This is a genomic window from Xanthomonas sp. LMG 12462 (genome assembly GCF_009192885.1).
In the GTDB taxonomy this organism is placed as follows: domain Bacteria; phylum Pseudomonadota; class Gammaproteobacteria; order Xanthomonadales; family Xanthomonadaceae; genus Xanthomonas_A; species Xanthomonas_A sontii.
Map to the genome: position 1 here is coordinate 49,409 of NZ_NMPP01000077.1, position 14,795 is coordinate 64,203.

Sequence of the window (14,795 nt, forward strand, 5' to 3'; positions counted from 1 at the left end):
TAGGGATCGGTGAGCACGCGGTAAGGCGACCATTCAAGACGTTTGGATTGCAGAAAGAAAACGTCTGTTTCAGCGTGTTTCGTGACCGCCGTCGCCGACGTTTTCGCTTGAACGCGCCCTGAATACGACCCACGCCAGGGCCACGCCGGAGAGGGCGCCGGCCACTTCCAGCACCACCCGCGAACCCAGTTCGTCCGGATCGTGGATACTGGCCAGGGCGATGCGCGCGTACAGCGGCGACTCCAGGCGCACGATGCTGGTGTAGAACAGGTTCCAGCAGTCGATGCCGGCCGACACCGCCACCGCGATCAGGCAGGCGCCGCCGAGTTGCTGGCCCTCTGACCAGCCCAGCCGCCGGCCCAGCCATTGCCACAGCGCATACACCAGGAAGCCGACCGCCAAGGCGATCAGCCCGGCTTCCAGCGAGCCCAGCAGGCCGAAGTGCAGCGGCAGGTTCATCGGGTGTCCTCGGTCGGCAAGGCCGCAAGTCTAGAGGGTGTCGCGCATCGGCGTACGCCGCGCCGCGCCGGCGCGCGGATCAACTGGCGTTTTCGGCGATCGCGCTCACCACCGGCGCGCCGTCCTCGTCCCAGCGCACCGTCATCAGCATCGGCTTGCAGCACACCTGGCAGTCCTCGACGTACTGCTGCACGTCCACCGACGGATCCAGCGCGACATCGATCCACTCGCCGCAGTAAGGGCATTGCAGGTCGACGAACTGATGCGTGCCGGTCATGGGTGGTCCGTGGCGAAGACGAGGAGGCGCTAGCGCACCGGCACGTCGAAGGCGACGCCGGGGCTGGGCTCGGGCTGGAAGGTGTAGTGCCACCATTCCATCGGATAGTTGACGAAGCCGCGCGCGGCCATCGCCTTCAGGAGTTGCTGGCGGTGCCCGCGCTGGGTGGCGTCGATGGCCGGCGTGTCGGTGTGCGCGCTGGGGTCGAAGAAGTCGAAGCCGGTGCCCATGTCCACTGCGCGGCAAGCGCCCTGGCGGCAGTCCAGCAGACCCAGATCGACGGTGGCGCCACGGCTGTGGCCGGAGTGTTCGGCGATGTAGTCGCCGAGCAGCACGCCCTTGTCGAGCTTGGGGTAGTAGCGCGCCTTGGCGACCTGATCCTGCGGATCGCGCGCCCAGGCGACGAAGGCGCGCACCGACCGCTGCGGCCGATAGCAGTCGAACACCTGCAGGCGGTAGCCCTTGGCCTGCAGGTCGCGTTGCACCTGCGCCAAGGCCTTCGCGGCCGGCGCCAGCAGATAGCACTTGGGTGCGTCGTAGCCGGGCACCGGGCGACCGGTGAAGTTGTCGTGGCCGGCGTAGCGGATGTCCATCGCGATGTCCGGCGCCAGCGTGTGCACGTCGACCAGTCCCGCCTGTTCCGGCGTGGTCGCCGGCGAGGTGGTCGGTTCCACCGCGAACGTAGCAGGCACGACGGCGAACGCGAGCGTCAGGCCCACTGCGCGCAGTGCGCCAGCCCGGCGCCCGGGGCGCGACGAAGAAAGGTGGCGGCAGAAGCGGTCATGCGACATGTGTGCAGCATAGGCCATGGCCGCGGCCGCTGTCCTGCCGCGCGCCTGCCACGACGCGCGATGCGAACTGCGCAAGGCAGGGCGGCCAGCAGCGCGTGCCGATGACCGCCCTGCGCGGGGCGACTCAGCGCCCGGGGGCTTGCGCCTGGGTCTGGGTGCGCTGCTGGTCCTGCACCTGCCGTTCCTGGGTCTGGCGCTGGGTCTCGGCCGCCAGTTGCTGCTGGCTCTGCTCCAGCGGCACGGTCGCCGCCTGCTGACGGTCAACATACGCGCGATGCACGTCGTGCGCATTCTCCGGATTGCGCTGCACCGCGATCATGCCGCGGCCATCGGTGCTGGCGACCAGGTCGTCGATGCGCGACATGCCGCTGACCTTGGCCTCGAACGCCAACTGCCCGGCCGCACGCTGCATGGACTCGCGGTCGCCGTAGCCACCGTTGCGCCCCTGCTTTTCCAGCTGCGCGACCGCCTGGTCGAACAGCGGACTGTCGCGCCGCAACTGCTCCACGCCCTGCTGCCGCTGCACGCTGCGGTCGATCGCGCCCAGCGTCTCCGGGCCGGCCTTGCCGTCCACGCCCTTCAGGTGCTGGTCCTGCTGGAACTTCTCCACCGCCGCTTCGGTCTTCGGGCCGTAGGTGCCGATCGCATCCTTGGCCTCCAGGTAGCCGAGCGTGGCCAGTTTCTCCTGCAGGCCTTTCACCGCCTCGCCCTGCGCATTGCGCGCCAGCACGCCGTTGTGCGCGGCCGGCTCGCGATGGCCGTCGTGCGGCTTCGGCGCGGTGTGCCCGTCGCGCTGCTCGCCGGGCTTGGCCACGGTCTTGCCGAGGTCGGCCAGCTTGAGCAGGTCGGCCTTCTCGTTCTCGGCGCGGTTCTCCAGCGAGTCCAGGGTCTTCTGCTTGTGCACGCGCGGGAACAGCTCCTTGACGTGCTCGGCCTTGTAGTCCTGCACCGCGCTGACGATCTCCTTGTCGGAAATCTTGGACAGATCCGCCTGCTTGCCGAACTTCTCTTCCATGGCGCGCAGGAACACGCCGGACCCGCCCGGCTTCTTGTCGCTGCCCGGACCGTACTGGACCGCGGTGCTCCACATCGCGTCCTGCACCGCCGGGCCGCGGTCGGACAGGTCCATGCCCTTGTCCTTGAGCCGGTCGACCAGTTTGTCGAAGTGGGTGCGCTTGATGTAGTCGTGCTGTTCCTGGCCGAAGCCGGGGTCGGTCTTGGCCAGTTCCTTCCACTTGGCGCTGAACGCGTCCGAACCCGGCTTGAGGCCGGCGAAGTCGTCGCTGTACTTGCTGTCCTTGACGAACGCGGCGACGGTGCCGCCGTTGATGACCTTGCCCTCACGGGTCGTCGTCTGCGAGGTCATCTGGTACGAGCCGTAGGACACGCCGCCCGGGTCGTCGACGCCGGAGGACACGGTCGACGCGCCGCGGCCGCCGGTCTCGTAGTGTTTGGAGGTCTGGCCCAGTTCCCAATCCTTGTCGCTCATCGCGTTCTCCTTGGCAGGACGCGCGGCGTGGAAGGCGCCGCGCGTCGGGTTCGATACAGGGGTGGTCAGTGCGCTTCGAGTTCGTCGGCGCGGTGCGCGGTCATTTCCAGCCGGCATTCGGCCGCATCCACGCGCTCGGCCTGGCCGCCGTCCGGATCGGCGACGCACTTTTCGTCGCGCTCGGCGATCCACTTGCGCTGCCGCTCGCGCAGCGCGTGCTGCTCGGCCTCGCTCAGTTTGGCCATCGCCGCCTTGTAGGCGGTGTTGAGGCGCTGGTCCTGGTAGGCGTGTTCGTCGGAAATGCAGTCCAGCATCGCCGGGGTCGCGCCACCGGCGGCGGTGATGCAGGTGTCGTAGGACGGTCGCAGCACGGGCGAATCTCCTGAAGCGGTGGAAGGGGCGGGTGCCGCAGCCGGTGCAGCCGGCGTGGCGGCGCCCGCATCGGCCTGGGTACCGGCATCGTGCGCGGCGGCAGGGGACGCGGCTGCCGCAGCGTCTGCCGCCGGAGCGGCCGGTGCCTGCGTCTGGCTGGGGGTGGAAGACGGCGCGCTGCACGCGGCGGCGGCCACGCACAACAGCAGCAGGGAAGAGCGTTGGAACGCCTTGGCGATGGCCATGGTGGGGTTGCGTCCTTGTCGTTTGCGCGAGCGGGAAGGCGAGGTTCTAATCGATCGTCGTGCACACTGTCCATCGCACGCCGCGATGGCAGGCGATCGTGTTTGGCCGGCGTTGGGCAATGTCGCGCCGGCGCATGCGCGGCGGTCTTGCGCAGCGCTCGACATCGCCACGCACGACCACCGCCGCGCAACGCGCGACGGCGGCCGTTGCCGCGAGACCGATCAGCGCGGCGCCTGAGTCTTCTCGCGCTGCGGATCCGGCTGCTGCTCTTGCGCCTGCCGCTGGGTTTCGGCGGCCAGCTGCTGCTGGCTGCGCTCCAGCGGCACCGCCGCGGCCTGCTGCCTGTCCACGTAGGCACGATTGACGTCGTGCGGATTGTCGGGATTGCGCTGCACGGCGATCAGGCCGCGGCGGTCGCCGCTGAGCACCAGGTCGTCGATGCGGTTCATGCCGCTGACCTTGGCCTCGAACGCGACCTGGCCGGCGGCGCGCTGCATCTCTTCGGCGCTCTTGAAGCCGCCGTTGGGTCCCTGCTTCTGCAGGTGGTCCATGGCCTGCTTGTACAGCGGGTTGTCGGCCAGCGCCGCAGCCTCCGCCTTGGCCTGCGCCGGCTGCTTGGCGATCGCCTCCAGGGTGGCCTTGTCGGCGATGCCGGTCGGCGCCAGGCCCTTCTCGCGTTGCAGGTTGGCGACCACTTCCTTGGTGCGATCGCCGTAGTAGCCGGTGCCGCTGAGCAGCTTGCCCTGGTCGTCCTTGACGCCCAGTTCGATCAGGCGCTGCTGCATCGCCTTGACGTCGGCGCCCTGCTCGCCCGGCTTCAGCGCCGTGCGCGGCTCCTGCGCGCCCTGCGTCTGCGCCTGGGTCTGCTGGCGGTCCTGCAGCAGGTCGCGGCCCTTGGCCAGCGGATCGGAGGCGAACAGCTTGGCGTTCTGATGCGTGGCCAGGTAGTCGTCCAGCGGCATGGTGTTGACGCCCTTGCTGCCGGTGGACTGGCTGACCAGCAGTTCGCCGCTCTTGGGATCGCGCACGACCATCATGATGTGGTCGATGCCCTTCCAGTGCTCGTGTGCGGTCTTGCCCGAATCCACGCCGATGACCATGCCTTCCTTCAGCGCGCCGGGCTTGAACACGTCCTTGCCCTCCAGCAGCACGCCGGAGCTGTCGTAGGCCTTCTTGACGATCTCGCCGGAGCCGGTCATGCCCTGCACCAGCATGTCCTTCTGGGTGAACACGTCGCGACCGGCCTTGCGGTTGATCTCGTTCATCGTCGCGTTCTGCAGCTCGGTGACCCAGCCGGAACAGTCGATGTAGCCCTGCGACAGATGCTTGCCGTCCACGCCGGGGTGGTAGTACTTGCTGCTCTTGACGTTGATCGCGTACTTGACGTCGTCGTGCTTGACGCCCAGGTCGTAGGCGGCGGTCAGCGCGATGCCGTCGTGGCCGCCCTGCTTGCCGCCGGCCGGTGCCGGCGTGCGCGCGGGCGCCTGGGCGGCCTGGCCCTCGGCGATCGGCTTGATGCCCTTTTCCGGGATCGCGATGTGGTCGTACTTGGCTTCCCAGTACTTCACGAAGGCCTTGGCCATGTCCTGGTCGGACAGCTTCTTGAAGTCGGCCAGCGAGGTGCCGGTGTAGGCCTGGAACTGGCGCGCGCCCTGCGCATCCTTTTCGCCGGGGACGTTGTTGAGGATGTTGGCGCGGGTGCCCTTCAGCTCGAAGTGGCCGGTGGCGATCGCGGCCTGGATCGAGCGATAGCCGCCGGCGCCCTGCTGGTGCGCCATGTACATGTCCAGGCCGTCGGGCTGCGCCTTGCCGGACAGGTAGGCGCGGCCGTCGCGCTCGTGCTGGCGGGTCAGGCTGTTGCGGTTGTCCTGGTACATGCGTGCGGCGGCATCGGTGTTGACCACCGCGTCGAGCTCGCGACCGCGGATGCCGTAGGCGCTGGCGGCGCCGGGCGTGAACTGGAACAGGCCCTTGGCGCTGTTGGGACCGCGGCTGGCCTGCTCGTCGAAGCGGCCGCCGGTTTCGATGTAGGCGAAACGCATGAAATCGTCGACCGGAATCTGCCGCTGCCTGGCTTCCCGCTCGATGATGTCGAGATTCTCTGCCTTGCTGGTATCGCGTGCCATCTCGTGTAACTCCTTGAGGTTGAGGTACGGCCATCGCGGCCGCCTGGGTCAACCGAGCTCGTCCATGAGCTTGTTAGTGCGCGGTCAACAGAACGATTGCGTACTGCGGAACATCGGGTGCTGCGTCACCGGCGCGCCGCCGCGCGCCGTGGAGTCATGCGACGGGCGTCGGCTGGTACTGGCCGCTGTCCGGGTCGTAGGCGTACTGCAGGACGTCGCTGCCATCGAGCAGGCGCGCGCGGCCGGGACCGGCGATCGCGGTGCCGTGCAGCGCCACCCGCAGCGCCGGCATGGGCTGGCCGGGCACCGCCTGGAATTCCAGAGCGCCGGTGCTGGACACGTGCGGCACCACGCCGTCCGGGTCGCTGGCCGCTTCGTTGTCCTCGCCGGCCGCCACCGTGCCGCAGTAGACCCAGCTGCGGTAATCGCCGAGGTCGTGCCGGTTCGGATCGAACACGAACATGGCGAAACCGGCTTCGGTGATGCCGTTTTCGAAGCGGGTGGTCGGCACGGCCAGCAGCAACCGGCCATCGCCCAGCGCATGCTGCTGCGGCGCGCGGGTGGTATCGAACGCATCGGCGCGCGCGTAGGCGCCGAAGCTGCCGACGTAACGCTGCGCATGCAGCACCATCCACGGCCGCTCGCCGCCCGGGGTGGTCAGCTGGAAGGTGGCGGCACCGAGCGAGACGCCCTCGCCGGGGTTCGGGAAGGTTTCCGCATCGTCGATGCCGTACCGGCCCGGCGTGGCGTAGCTGAAACCGGTGTAGTACTGCTTGCCGTCCAGCTCGAAATGCCGGCCGCCCCAGAAATTCACCACGGCACCGTTGTCGATCTCGTAGGACACGGCGCCATCGCCGTCCCAGCCGTAGATCAGGTACAGCACGCTGCCCGCATCGGGTGGCACTTCGGGAGCGGCGCGCTTGTTGTCGTTCGACATGTCCAGAACATCCTGTATTCGGTGAAGAAGCCGGAAGAACCCACCTGCACATTCCGATGCGCCCCGCTACCGCGGCCGGCGTGACGCAGGAGGCGCACGACGCGGACGCGGCGCGCTGCACGGAGAGCACACTCCCCGCAGGCGCAGCTTCGGACGGAACAAGGTGACATGCACGCCGGCCCCGAGCAGGGGCGGTGATGGCGGTCGCGCATGGCGAACCGCACGCCGGCAATCCACGCCGGCATTTCGGGCGAGTGCAGCATCCCATGCCGCTCGCGAATGACTCGCCTGATCATCAGGCCCCGTGGGGCGCATCTTAAACCAGGTCCTACGCCCGAAACCACCGCTGCCGCGCGCGCCGCGTCACATCCGCGCGCCGTCCGTTCAGCGGTCCAGCGGCGGGGTGTACTGCTGCTTGGCGGGGTCGTAGGTGTAGGTGACGGTATCGGCCGGGCCCAGCGTGCGCACCTTGCCCGGCCCTTCCACCGCCGTGCCCTGCAGGGCGATCCGCAGCGACGGCACATTGCCGCTGGCCGGCGGCACGAAGCTCAGCGTGCCGGTGCTGGTGGCGCACTTCATGGTGCCCTGGTCGTCGCAGGCGGCGCTGTTGTCCTCGCCGGCGGCGACCGTGCCCAGGTACACCCAGCCCTTGTAGTCGCCCAGGTCGTTCTTGTTCGGGTCGAAGATGAACACCGCGAAGCCGGCACTGGTGATGCCGTCGGCGAAACGGGTGGTCGGCAGCGCCAGCAGCAGGTGGCCATCCTTGGTCTCGGTGCTCTGCGGCTTGCGCTGTTCGTCCAGGGTGTCGGCCTTGCCGTCGGAGCCGAAGTCGCCGGCCCAGCGCTGCGCGTGGAACAGGGTCCAGGCCGGCTTGCCGCCGGCGCTGTCGAGCACGTAGGTGGCCTGGCTGATGCTGACGGTCGCGGCCGGGTCGGGCAGGTCCTGGTCGCCGGCCGGGTCCCCGGGCTTGGCGTACTTGCCGCCGGTGGCATTGGCGAAACCGGTGTAGTACTGCTTGCCGCCGAGGTCGAAGCGATAGCCGTACCAGAAGCTGGCCACCGCGCCGTTGTCGATGGCGTAAGACGCCGAGCCGTCGCCCTTGGCGCCGTAGATGTCGGCCAGCACCTGGCCCGGTGCCGGCACCTCGGCGGCGGCCGGCTGCGCCGCCGCGTTCGTGTCGGCGGGCGCGGCGGATGCGGGCGCGCTCGCCGTCGCCGGGGTCTGCGCCGCGGCCGGCGCATCGGCGGCCTTGTCCTTGCACCCGCCCAACAGCAGGAAGGTTGCCGCCCACAGGGCCGTGGTTCCTCGCCTCATCGCACTGCGTCCTTTGGAGTCCGTTGGCGCGCGATGCTACCAAGAACCGCGGCGACGCCAAGTGACAGGCGTGCACGCCGTCGGGACCGGCACCCAGGCCGCAGCGCCCCGGCTCAGGGCGCGTCCGGCTCCATCGCCGGCACCGGCTGCGGCCGCGCCAGCAGCGGCTGGGTCAGCGCGTACAGGATGCGCAGGTCTTCGGCGTCGAAGGCGCTGGCGTCGTTGCCGCGGTAGTGGTGGTGGAAGGCGCGCAGGGTCGCCGCCCGGTCGTCGACCGGATAGCCGATCAGCGCCAGCGCCTGCCACGGATCGAAGCCGGGGGGCGCCGGCGGCGTGTCGGCGGCCGGCCAGCGGCCGAAGCCGGCCTCGGCCAGTCGCTTCCACGGGAACAGCGGGCCCGGGTCGACCTTGCGCGAGGGCGCGAAGTCCTCGTGGCCGACCACCTGGGTACGCGGGATGCGCAGGCGCGTGCACAGGTCCTCGAGCAGCACCAGCAGGCTGTCGATCTGTTGCGGTGCGAATGGGGTCTTGCCGTCGTTGTCCAGTTCGATGCCGATCGAGGCGGAGTTGATGTCGGTGATGGTGCCCCAGCGCCCGGCGCCGCCGTGCCAGGCGCGGTCCTGGTCGGCGACCAGTTGGTAGCGCGTGCCGTCGCGGCCGATCAGGTAGTGGGCGCTGACCTTGCCCTTGCTGTTGTGCGAGCGCAGCGTGTCCAGGCTCTGCTGCACCGAGTGCTGGTCGGTGTAATGGATGACGATCAGGATCGGCCGGCGCGCGTCGTAGTTCGGCGACGGCACCCAGGTGGCCAGCGGATTGCGCTGCGGCGCGTGCGCGCAGGCCCCGAGCAGCGCCAGCGTGCCCAGCAGCAGCAGCCGGCGCACGGCGGACAGGGACGGCACGGGAACGCGGGTCATGGGCACATCCTGGTCGGGGACGCACAAGCGTACGCAATCGGTGCGGCGGTGGCGTGCAGGCGCACGTCGGCGCTCACCGCCGCGCACTCAGAAGCGGTAGTTGAAGTTGACGTACCACTGCCGGCCGATCGCGCTGTACACCCGCGGGAAGTACGGCCAGGTGGTGTAGGTGTCGTCGCGCGGGTGCAGCGCGTCGAACACGTTGAGCACGCTCAGGCCGATGGTCGCCTTGTCGGTGATCTGCTTGGCGAGGTCGAGGTTCCACACCAGGTAGGGTGCTACCCGGCCGCGCTCGGCGTAGTCGGGCCGCGAGCCGTAGCGGTAGCCGTACACGCTGGCCGACCAGTCGCCGCGGTTCCAGTTCGCACGCCAGTTGCCGCGCGTGCGGAACGCCAGGTAGTCGACGTCGTTCATCACGTCCACCGGGCGCGCGCCGGCGAACTGCGCCACCTCCATCCGCAGCACCCGGGTCAGGCCGCCCTGCAGGCCGAGCGTGCCCCAGGCGCCGAGGTCGAGGTCGTAGCGCAGGCTGGCGTCGATGCCGTCGGTGCGCATCAGCGACTGGTTGATGGGGAAGGTCTTGAACGCGGTGATCTGGCCTTCGCTGGTCAGGTCGGTGCCGGGGCTGCGCGTCACCGCGTCCAGGTAGAAGCGGCAGGCCGCCGAGGCGGTGTCCACCGCGGCGCCGGCGCGGTCGCGGCCGAGCAGGCAGTTGGCGTTGTTCTCCAACAGGGTTTCGCTGGAGATGGCTTCGACCCTGCCCTTGAGTTCGATGCGGTAGTAATCCAGGCTCAGCGACAGCGCCGGCAGCGCATCCCACACCGCGCCGAGCGTGGTCGACTTGCCGGTCTCCTCGCGCAGCAGCGGGTTGGAGGCCTGGGTGGAGAAGGTCTGATACTCGTGCGCGCTCGCGCAGGCCGCCGACAACGGATCCAGACCGTCGCGGCGGCACAGGTATTCGTCGACCACGGTGGGATTGTTGGCGCTGGTGCCGGCGTAGATCCACAGCAGGTCTGGCGCGCGGAAGCTGGTGGCGTGGCTGCCGCGCAGCAGCAGGGTGTCGAACGGGCGCCACTCCAGGCCGGCCTGCCAGGTCGCCGCGCCATCGACCGCGGTGATGTCGTCGTAGGCGTCGTAGCGCGCGGCCAGGGTGGCGCTGAGCCGGCTGGCGATCGGCACGCGCAGTTCCAGGCCGGCGGCGTAGCGCTTGCGCGGACCGCCGCCGGGCGTCTGGGTAAGGTTGTAGATGCGCTCGCTGCCGGTGTAGTCGACGGTGGTGCGCGGATCGGGCTGCAGGTCGTAGGTCTGCCGCGCCGCTTCCAGCACGGTGGCGATCTGCACCATGCCCGCCGGCAACTCGAACAGGTCGCCGCTGACCACGAACTGGGCCTGGTCGGTGGCCGATTCGCCGCGGCTGACCACCTCGGTGGTGAGCTGCTGGTACAACGCCGGGCTGCCGGGCGCGAACAACCGGTCCGGGCGCACGCGGCGGATTTCGGTGCCGTCCGGTCGATAGCCCAGCACCGGCCCGAAGTAGTAATCGCGCACCGCGTTGGTCAGGAAGCGCGGGCGCCGCGTGGTGATGTCGTAGCGCGACAGCGACACGCTGGCATCCCAGTCGAAGCGCCCATCGAAGGCCTTGCCGCGCACGCCGGCGTTGAGGTTCCAGCTGCGCTCGTCGTAGTCGATGGTCTTGATGCCGCCGACCTCGTCCGGCAGGAAGATGCGCTGCGCGGTGACCAGCCCCAGGTCCGGATCGTAGGCGGTGAACGCGCCTTCGCCGATGTAGTAGTGAGTCTGGCTGGAACTCTTGTCCTGCGCGCGGTTGGCCAGCAGTTGCGCGTAGGCGACCACGTCGTGGCCGAGCTCGGCATCGCCGGCCAGGTAGGCCGAGGTCTTGCCGTAGCCGTTCTGCACCGAGCGCCCGGCGTAGTAGTCGAACGCGCCGCAGCGGTTGGGCGCGGCCAGGCTGTCGCTGGTGCGGTACGGACGAAACGCCGGATTGGTCGCGGCGCAGGCCGCGGCCAGCGCCTGCGGCGAGGTCGACAGCGTGCCCGCCTGCGGCCACAGATAGGTGGTGCCGCGGCGCAGATACACGCCGGAGATCGACACGTTGGGCGAGCTGGGATCGGCCTTGTTGGCCGGATGGTCGTCGTAGGAATCCATGAAGTCGCGCTGGCGGGCGACGATGGGTTCGCGGTCCAGCCGCTCGAAGGCGTAGGTGACGCTCCAGCCGTCGCCGCGGCGCCCGCCAGTCCACTGCAGTTGCCCGCTATCGCCGCCGCCGCGGGTGGTGGTGCCGGCACGCACGCGCAGGCTGTCGCCCTGGAAATCGCGCTTGGTGATGATGTTGACCACGCCGGCGACCGCATCGGAACCGTAGATGGCCGAGGCGCCGCCGCTCATCACCTCGATGCGCTCCACCGCCGCCGCGGGGATGCTGCCCAGGCTGACCGCGGTGCCGTTGGCGCCGTAGGGCTGCGGATAATCGGCCATGCGCTTGCCGTTGAGCAGGATCAACTGGTAACCCGGCCCCAGCCCGCGCAGGTTGAGATACTGGCCGTTGGGCGAACTGCCGGTCTGGTCGCTCTCGTTGAAGGTGCTGCCGCTGAACTGGGTCAGCGTGCCCAGCGATTCCCACACCGTGGCGAAGCCCTGCTTGCGGATGTCCTCGGCGGTGATGACGGTGACCGGCGCCGGGCCTTCCACCTGCGCGCGGGCGATGCGCGAGCCGGTGACCAGTACCGCATCGAGATCGCGCGGCGTCGCCGCCTGTTCCTGCGCCGCGGCCGGCAAGGCCCCGACCAGCGTCGCCAGCGACGCCAGCGCCACGCGCACGGACCGCAAGGGAAAAGGACGACGAACGATTCGCATGGGCACGCGGCTCTCCTGCTGGCGCGGGTGGATGGCGCGAACGCCGCGGGCGCGGCCACGGCCGAGCGCCTGTCCCTGGCGTCCACGCACACGGCGATGACCCGTGCGCGGCACGCGGCCATCGTGTTGCGGGTTCCTGCATCTTGCCGAGCGGACGCGGCGCTGCCGTGCGGTGCCTGCACGTTCCCCAGCGCCATCGCCACGCGCCCCCTGTGCAGCCGGGTGTAACACGCGCTCGCAAAACCTGTCAACGCAGCGCCTTGACAGGAAAAAACCGGGAATCGAAGATCCTGGCGTCGGCGTGTAGCACACGCCGACCTTCTTTCCAGACAGTGGGTTCCCATGATCACGATGCGCGGCCTGTGCCTGTTGCTCGCCGCGGCGGCGAGCGGCGCCATCGCCACGGCACGCGCCACCGAGGCCATGCCGCTGCAGGCACAACCGGCGCAGTTGCAGGCCGAACACTGGATCGCGCGGCTGCCGGCGGCGTCGCCGCCGCTGCTGGAGGCGACGCAGCGCGCCGCGTTCAACGCCCGGCTGCTGCGCGACGACACGTCGATGCACGACCTGACGGCGCTGCCGACGCAACTGCCCGCCGCGCAGGTGCGCGCGCAGATCCTGGCGCTGTCGGCGCCACCGACGCGCACGCTCTACGACAGCCAGGGCGGCGTACTGGACGCCGCGCGATTGCAGGCGCTGCAGCGCGCGCTGGCGCTGGACGCGCTGCCGGCGCAGGTGCAGCCGCGTTACGCGCTGGTGGTGCAACGCGCCGACCTGCGGCGCTTCCCGACCGCCGAGCGCGTGTTCAGCGACCGCGCCGATCGCGACATCGACCGCTTCCAGGAATCGGCGCTGTATCCGGGCACTGCAGTGGCGATCCTGCACGCCAGTGCCGATGGCCAGTGGCTGTTCGTGCTGGCGAACAACTACGCTGCCTGGATCGCCCGCGACCGCGTGGCCGAGAGCGACCGCGCCAGCGTGCTGGCGTACGCGCAGCGCACGCCGCGGCTACTGGTCACCGGTGCGCGCGTGGCCACCGTGTTCACCCCGGACCTGCCGGCCGCCTCGCAGGTGGCCCTGGACATGGGCAGCGCGCTGCCGTTGCTGCGCGACTGGCCGCCGCAGAACGTGGTCAACGGCCAGTCGCCGCTGGCCGCCTACGTGGTGCAGCTGCCGCTGCGCGACCGTGACGGACGCCTGCAACTGGCGCCCGCCCTGGTGCCGCGCAGCGCCGACGTCGCCGAGGCGCCGCTGCCGCCCACGCCGCAGATGCTGCTGCAGCAGGCGTTCAAGTTTCTCGGCGAGCGCTACGGCTGGGGCAACAGTTACGACGCGCGCGATTGCAGCGGCTTCGTGGTCGACCTGCACCGCAGCCTCGGCATCGAGCTGCCGCGCAACACCGGCGACCAGGCGCGCAGCCCGGGGCTTGCGTCCGTGCCCTACACCGCCAGCGACCCGCTGCCGCAGCGGCGGCAGGCATTGGCGCAACTGCGCGTCGGCGACCTGGTCTATATCCCCGGCCACGTGATGCTGGTGATCGGCCACGAAGACGGCCAGACCTGGGTAATCCACGACGTGGCCGGCGCCAGCTACCGCAACGCCGCCGGCCAGCTGCAGCGCGTGCGCCTCAACGGCGTGTCGGTGACGCCGCTGGAACCGCTGCTGCTCGGCGACGGCACGCCGTTCATCGACCGCATCACCCGCATCCAGCGCCTGCACGCGCCGACCGCCGAATGAAGATCACCGAGATCCGCCTGGGCATGCTGCGCGTGCCGCTGAAGACCCCGTTCAAGACCGCGCTGCGCACCGTGCAGGCGATCGAGGACGTGGTGGTCATGGTCCACACCGACGATGGCCGGATCGGGCATGGCAGCGCCCCGGCCACGCCGCCGATCACCGGCGACACCCATGGAGCGATCATCGCGGCGATCGAGAGCTGCCTGGCACCGCGCCTGATCGGCGAGGACATCGCCGACCTGCAGCGCCTGCGCGGCCTGATCCAGGGCGCGCTGGAACACAACAGCAGCGCCAAGGCGGCGCTGGAGATCGCCGTGCACGACCTGTGGGCGCAGCAGCACGGCGCACCGCTGTACCGCCTGCTCGGCGGCGGCACGCCGCACCTGACCACCGACCTGACCATCAGCGTGAATGCCGTGGACACGATGGTGGCCGACGCGCTGTCGGCGCTGGCGCGCGGCTTCGTGGCGCTGAAGATCAAGATCGGCACCGATCTGGCCGAGGACATCGCACGGGTCAAGGCGATCCATGCCGCGGTCGGCGATCGCGCGCAACTGCGGCTGGACGCCAACCAGGGCTGGACGCCGAAGCAGGCGGTGCAGGCGATGCACGCACTGGAACATGCCGGGGTCACGCTGGAACTGCTGGAGCAGCCGGTCAAGGCTGGCGACGTGGACGGCCTGCAGTACGTAACCGAGCGCGTGCAGACTCCGGTGATGGCGGACGAAAGCGTGTTCTCGCCGGCGCAGGCGATCGCGCTGCTGCAGCGGCGCGCGGCGGACATCGTCAACATCAAGCTGATCAAGGCCGGCGGCCTGTCCAACGCGCTGCGCATCGCCGACATCGCCGCGGTGTACGGGGTGCCGTGCATGATCGGCTGCATGCTCGAATCGAGCATCGGTGTGGCCGCGGCGGCGCACCTGGCGGTGGCGCGCGCGGACGTCATCACCAAGGTCGACCTGGACGGCCCGTCGCTGGGGGCATTCGATCCGGTGGTGGGCGGGGTGCAGTTCGACGAGGCGCAAATCCGCATCGGCGAGGCGCCGGGATTGGGGATTCGCGAGATCCAGGGGTTGGAACTGTTGCCGCGGTCGGTGTAATGGCGCCGCGCATCGCTGGCTGTCGCAATTGTGGGAGGGACTTCAGTCCCGACTGCTGTCGCAATCGGTCATGGGATGGCTTCACTCGTCGCGACTGAAGGGCACCTCGAACAACCTGCCACGACCTGGAGCCAGGGGTAGCATCTGTCGCAAAGGCAC

The 14,795-nt window shown here is 69.8% G+C and carries 12 protein-coding genes; 2 read left to right on the forward strand and 10 right to left on the reverse strand.

From position 1 onward, the window contains the following. Positions 1 to 69: 69 nt before the first annotated feature. The 10 genes from CEK69_RS17025 to CEK69_RS17075 all read right to left on the reverse strand — a co-directional run bounded on the left by CEK69_RS17025 (position 70) and on the right by CEK69_RS17075 (position 11,799). A complete protein-coding gene (locus CEK69_RS17025; protein WP_152246904.1) occupies positions 70 to 459 on the reverse strand; it encodes a hypothetical protein in 390 nt (129 codons plus the stop codon). Positions 460 to 538: 79 nt separating this feature from the next. Beyond that, a complete protein-coding gene (locus tag CEK69_RS17030; RefSeq protein ID WP_010340161.1) occupies positions 539 to 736 on the reverse strand; it encodes a CPXCG motif-containing cysteine-rich protein in 198 nt (65 codons plus the stop codon). Positions 737 to 765: 29 nt separating this feature from the next. Then, positions 766 to 1,455: a M15 family metallopeptidase gene (locus CEK69_RS17035; RefSeq protein WP_043094414.1), complete on the reverse strand. Its 690-nt coding sequence runs from the start codon at positions 1,453 to 1,455 to the stop codon at positions 766 to 768. Positions 1,456 to 1,651: 196 nt separating this feature from the next. Further along, the gene (locus CEK69_RS17040; RefSeq protein ID WP_152246906.1) at positions 1,652 to 3,016 is read right to left on the reverse strand and encodes a peptidoglycan-binding domain-containing protein; all 1,365 of its coding nucleotides are present in this window, start codon (positions 3,014 to 3,016) and stop codon (positions 1,652 to 1,654) included. 65 nt (positions 3,017 to 3,081) lie between these two features. Next, the gene (locus CEK69_RS21330) at positions 3,082 to 3,633 is read right to left on the reverse strand and encodes a lysozyme inhibitor LprI family protein (protein ID WP_226975203.1); all 552 of its coding nucleotides are present in this window, start codon (positions 3,631 to 3,633) and stop codon (positions 3,082 to 3,084) included. A 222-nt stretch (positions 3,634 to 3,855) separates the two neighbouring features. After that, positions 3,856 to 5,760: a peptidoglycan-binding protein gene (locus CEK69_RS17055; protein ID WP_152246908.1), complete on the reverse strand. Its 1,905-nt coding sequence runs from the start codon at positions 5,758 to 5,760 to the stop codon at positions 3,856 to 3,858. A gap of 154 nt (positions 5,761 to 5,914) precedes the next feature. Further along, on the reverse strand, positions 5,915 to 6,697 hold the full coding sequence (locus CEK69_RS17060; RefSeq protein WP_017916394.1) for a hypothetical protein: 783 nt from the start codon (positions 6,695 to 6,697) through the stop codon (positions 5,915 to 5,917). A gap of 384 nt (positions 6,698 to 7,081) precedes the next feature. After that, on the reverse strand, positions 7,082 to 8,011 hold the full coding sequence (locus tag CEK69_RS17065; protein ID WP_152246910.1) for a hypothetical protein: 930 nt from the start codon (positions 8,009 to 8,011) through the stop codon (positions 7,082 to 7,084). Between the two features lie 113 nt (positions 8,012 to 8,124). Then, complete coding sequence (locus CEK69_RS17070) at positions 8,125 to 8,925, reverse strand: N-acetylmuramoyl-L-alanine amidase (RefSeq protein WP_152246912.1); 801 nt, start codon at positions 8,923 to 8,925, stop codon at positions 8,125 to 8,127. Positions 8,926 to 9,012: 87 nt separating this feature from the next. Beyond that, entirely contained in the window at positions 9,013 to 11,799 is a 2,787-nt protein-coding gene (locus CEK69_RS17075) for a TonB-dependent receptor (RefSeq protein ID WP_226975204.1), read from the reverse strand. 342 nt (positions 11,800 to 12,141) lie between these two features. Here CEK69_RS17075 and CEK69_RS17085 point away from each other — a divergent pair, with 342 nt between their 5' ends. Together CEK69_RS17085 and CEK69_RS17090 are read left to right on the forward strand one after the other, a co-directional pair. After that, a complete protein-coding gene (locus CEK69_RS17085; RefSeq protein WP_152180554.1) occupies positions 12,142 to 13,536 on the forward strand; it encodes an SH3 domain-containing protein in 1,395 nt (464 codons plus the stop codon). Further along, positions 13,533 to 14,636, forward strand: a complete 1,104-nt coding sequence (locus CEK69_RS17090) for a dipeptide epimerase (RefSeq protein ID WP_152246914.1) — start codon at positions 13,533 to 13,535, stop codon at positions 14,634 to 14,636. Before CEK69_RS17085 ends, CEK69_RS17090 begins: the two co-directional genes overlap by 4 nt. Positions 14,637 to 14,795 lie beyond the last annotated feature (159 nt).

What these genes read in the sequence shown, in the direction of transcription:
- CEK69_RS17025 (WP_152246904.1), bottom strand. Translation starts at nt 459, where the DNA reads ATGAACCTGCCGCTGCACTTCGGCCTGCTGGGCTCGCTGGAAGCCGGG.
- CEK69_RS17030 (WP_010340161.1), bottom strand. Translation starts at nt 736, where the DNA reads ATGACCGGCACGCATCAGTTCGTCGACCTGCAATGCCCTTACTGCGGC.
- CEK69_RS17040 (WP_152246906.1), bottom strand. Translation starts at nt 3,016, where the DNA reads ATGAGCGACAAGGATTGGGAACTGGGCCAGACCTCCAAACACTACGAG.
- CEK69_RS21330 (WP_226975203.1), bottom strand. Translation starts at nt 3,633, where the DNA reads ATGGCCATCGCCAAGGCGTTCCAACGCTCTTCCCTGCTGCTGTTGTGC.
- CEK69_RS17055 (WP_152246908.1), bottom strand. Translation starts at nt 5,760, where the DNA reads ATGGCACGCGATACCAGCAAGGCAGAGAATCTCGACATCATCGAGCGG.
- CEK69_RS17060 (WP_017916394.1), bottom strand. Translation starts at nt 6,697, where the DNA reads ATGTCGAACGACAACAAGCGCGCCGCTCCCGAAGTGCCACCCGATGCG.
- CEK69_RS17065 (WP_152246910.1), bottom strand. Translation starts at nt 8,011, where the DNA reads ATGAGGCGAGGAACCACGGCCCTGTGGGCGGCAACCTTCCTGCTGTTG.
- CEK69_RS17070 (WP_152246912.1), bottom strand. Translation starts at nt 8,925, where the DNA reads ATGACCCGCGTTCCCGTGCCGTCCCTGTCCGCCGTGCGCCGGCTGCTG.
- CEK69_RS17075 (WP_226975204.1), bottom strand. Translation starts at nt 11,799, where the DNA reads ATGCGAATCGTTCGTCGTCCTTTTCCCTTGCGGTCCGTGCGCGTGGCG.
- CEK69_RS17085 (WP_152180554.1), top strand. Translation starts at nt 12,142, where the DNA reads ATGATCACGATGCGCGGCCTGTGCCTGTTGCTCGCCGCGGCGGCGAGC.
- CEK69_RS17090 (WP_152246914.1), top strand. Translation starts at nt 13,533, where the DNA reads ATGAAGATCACCGAGATCCGCCTGGGCATGCTGCGCGTGCCGCTGAAG.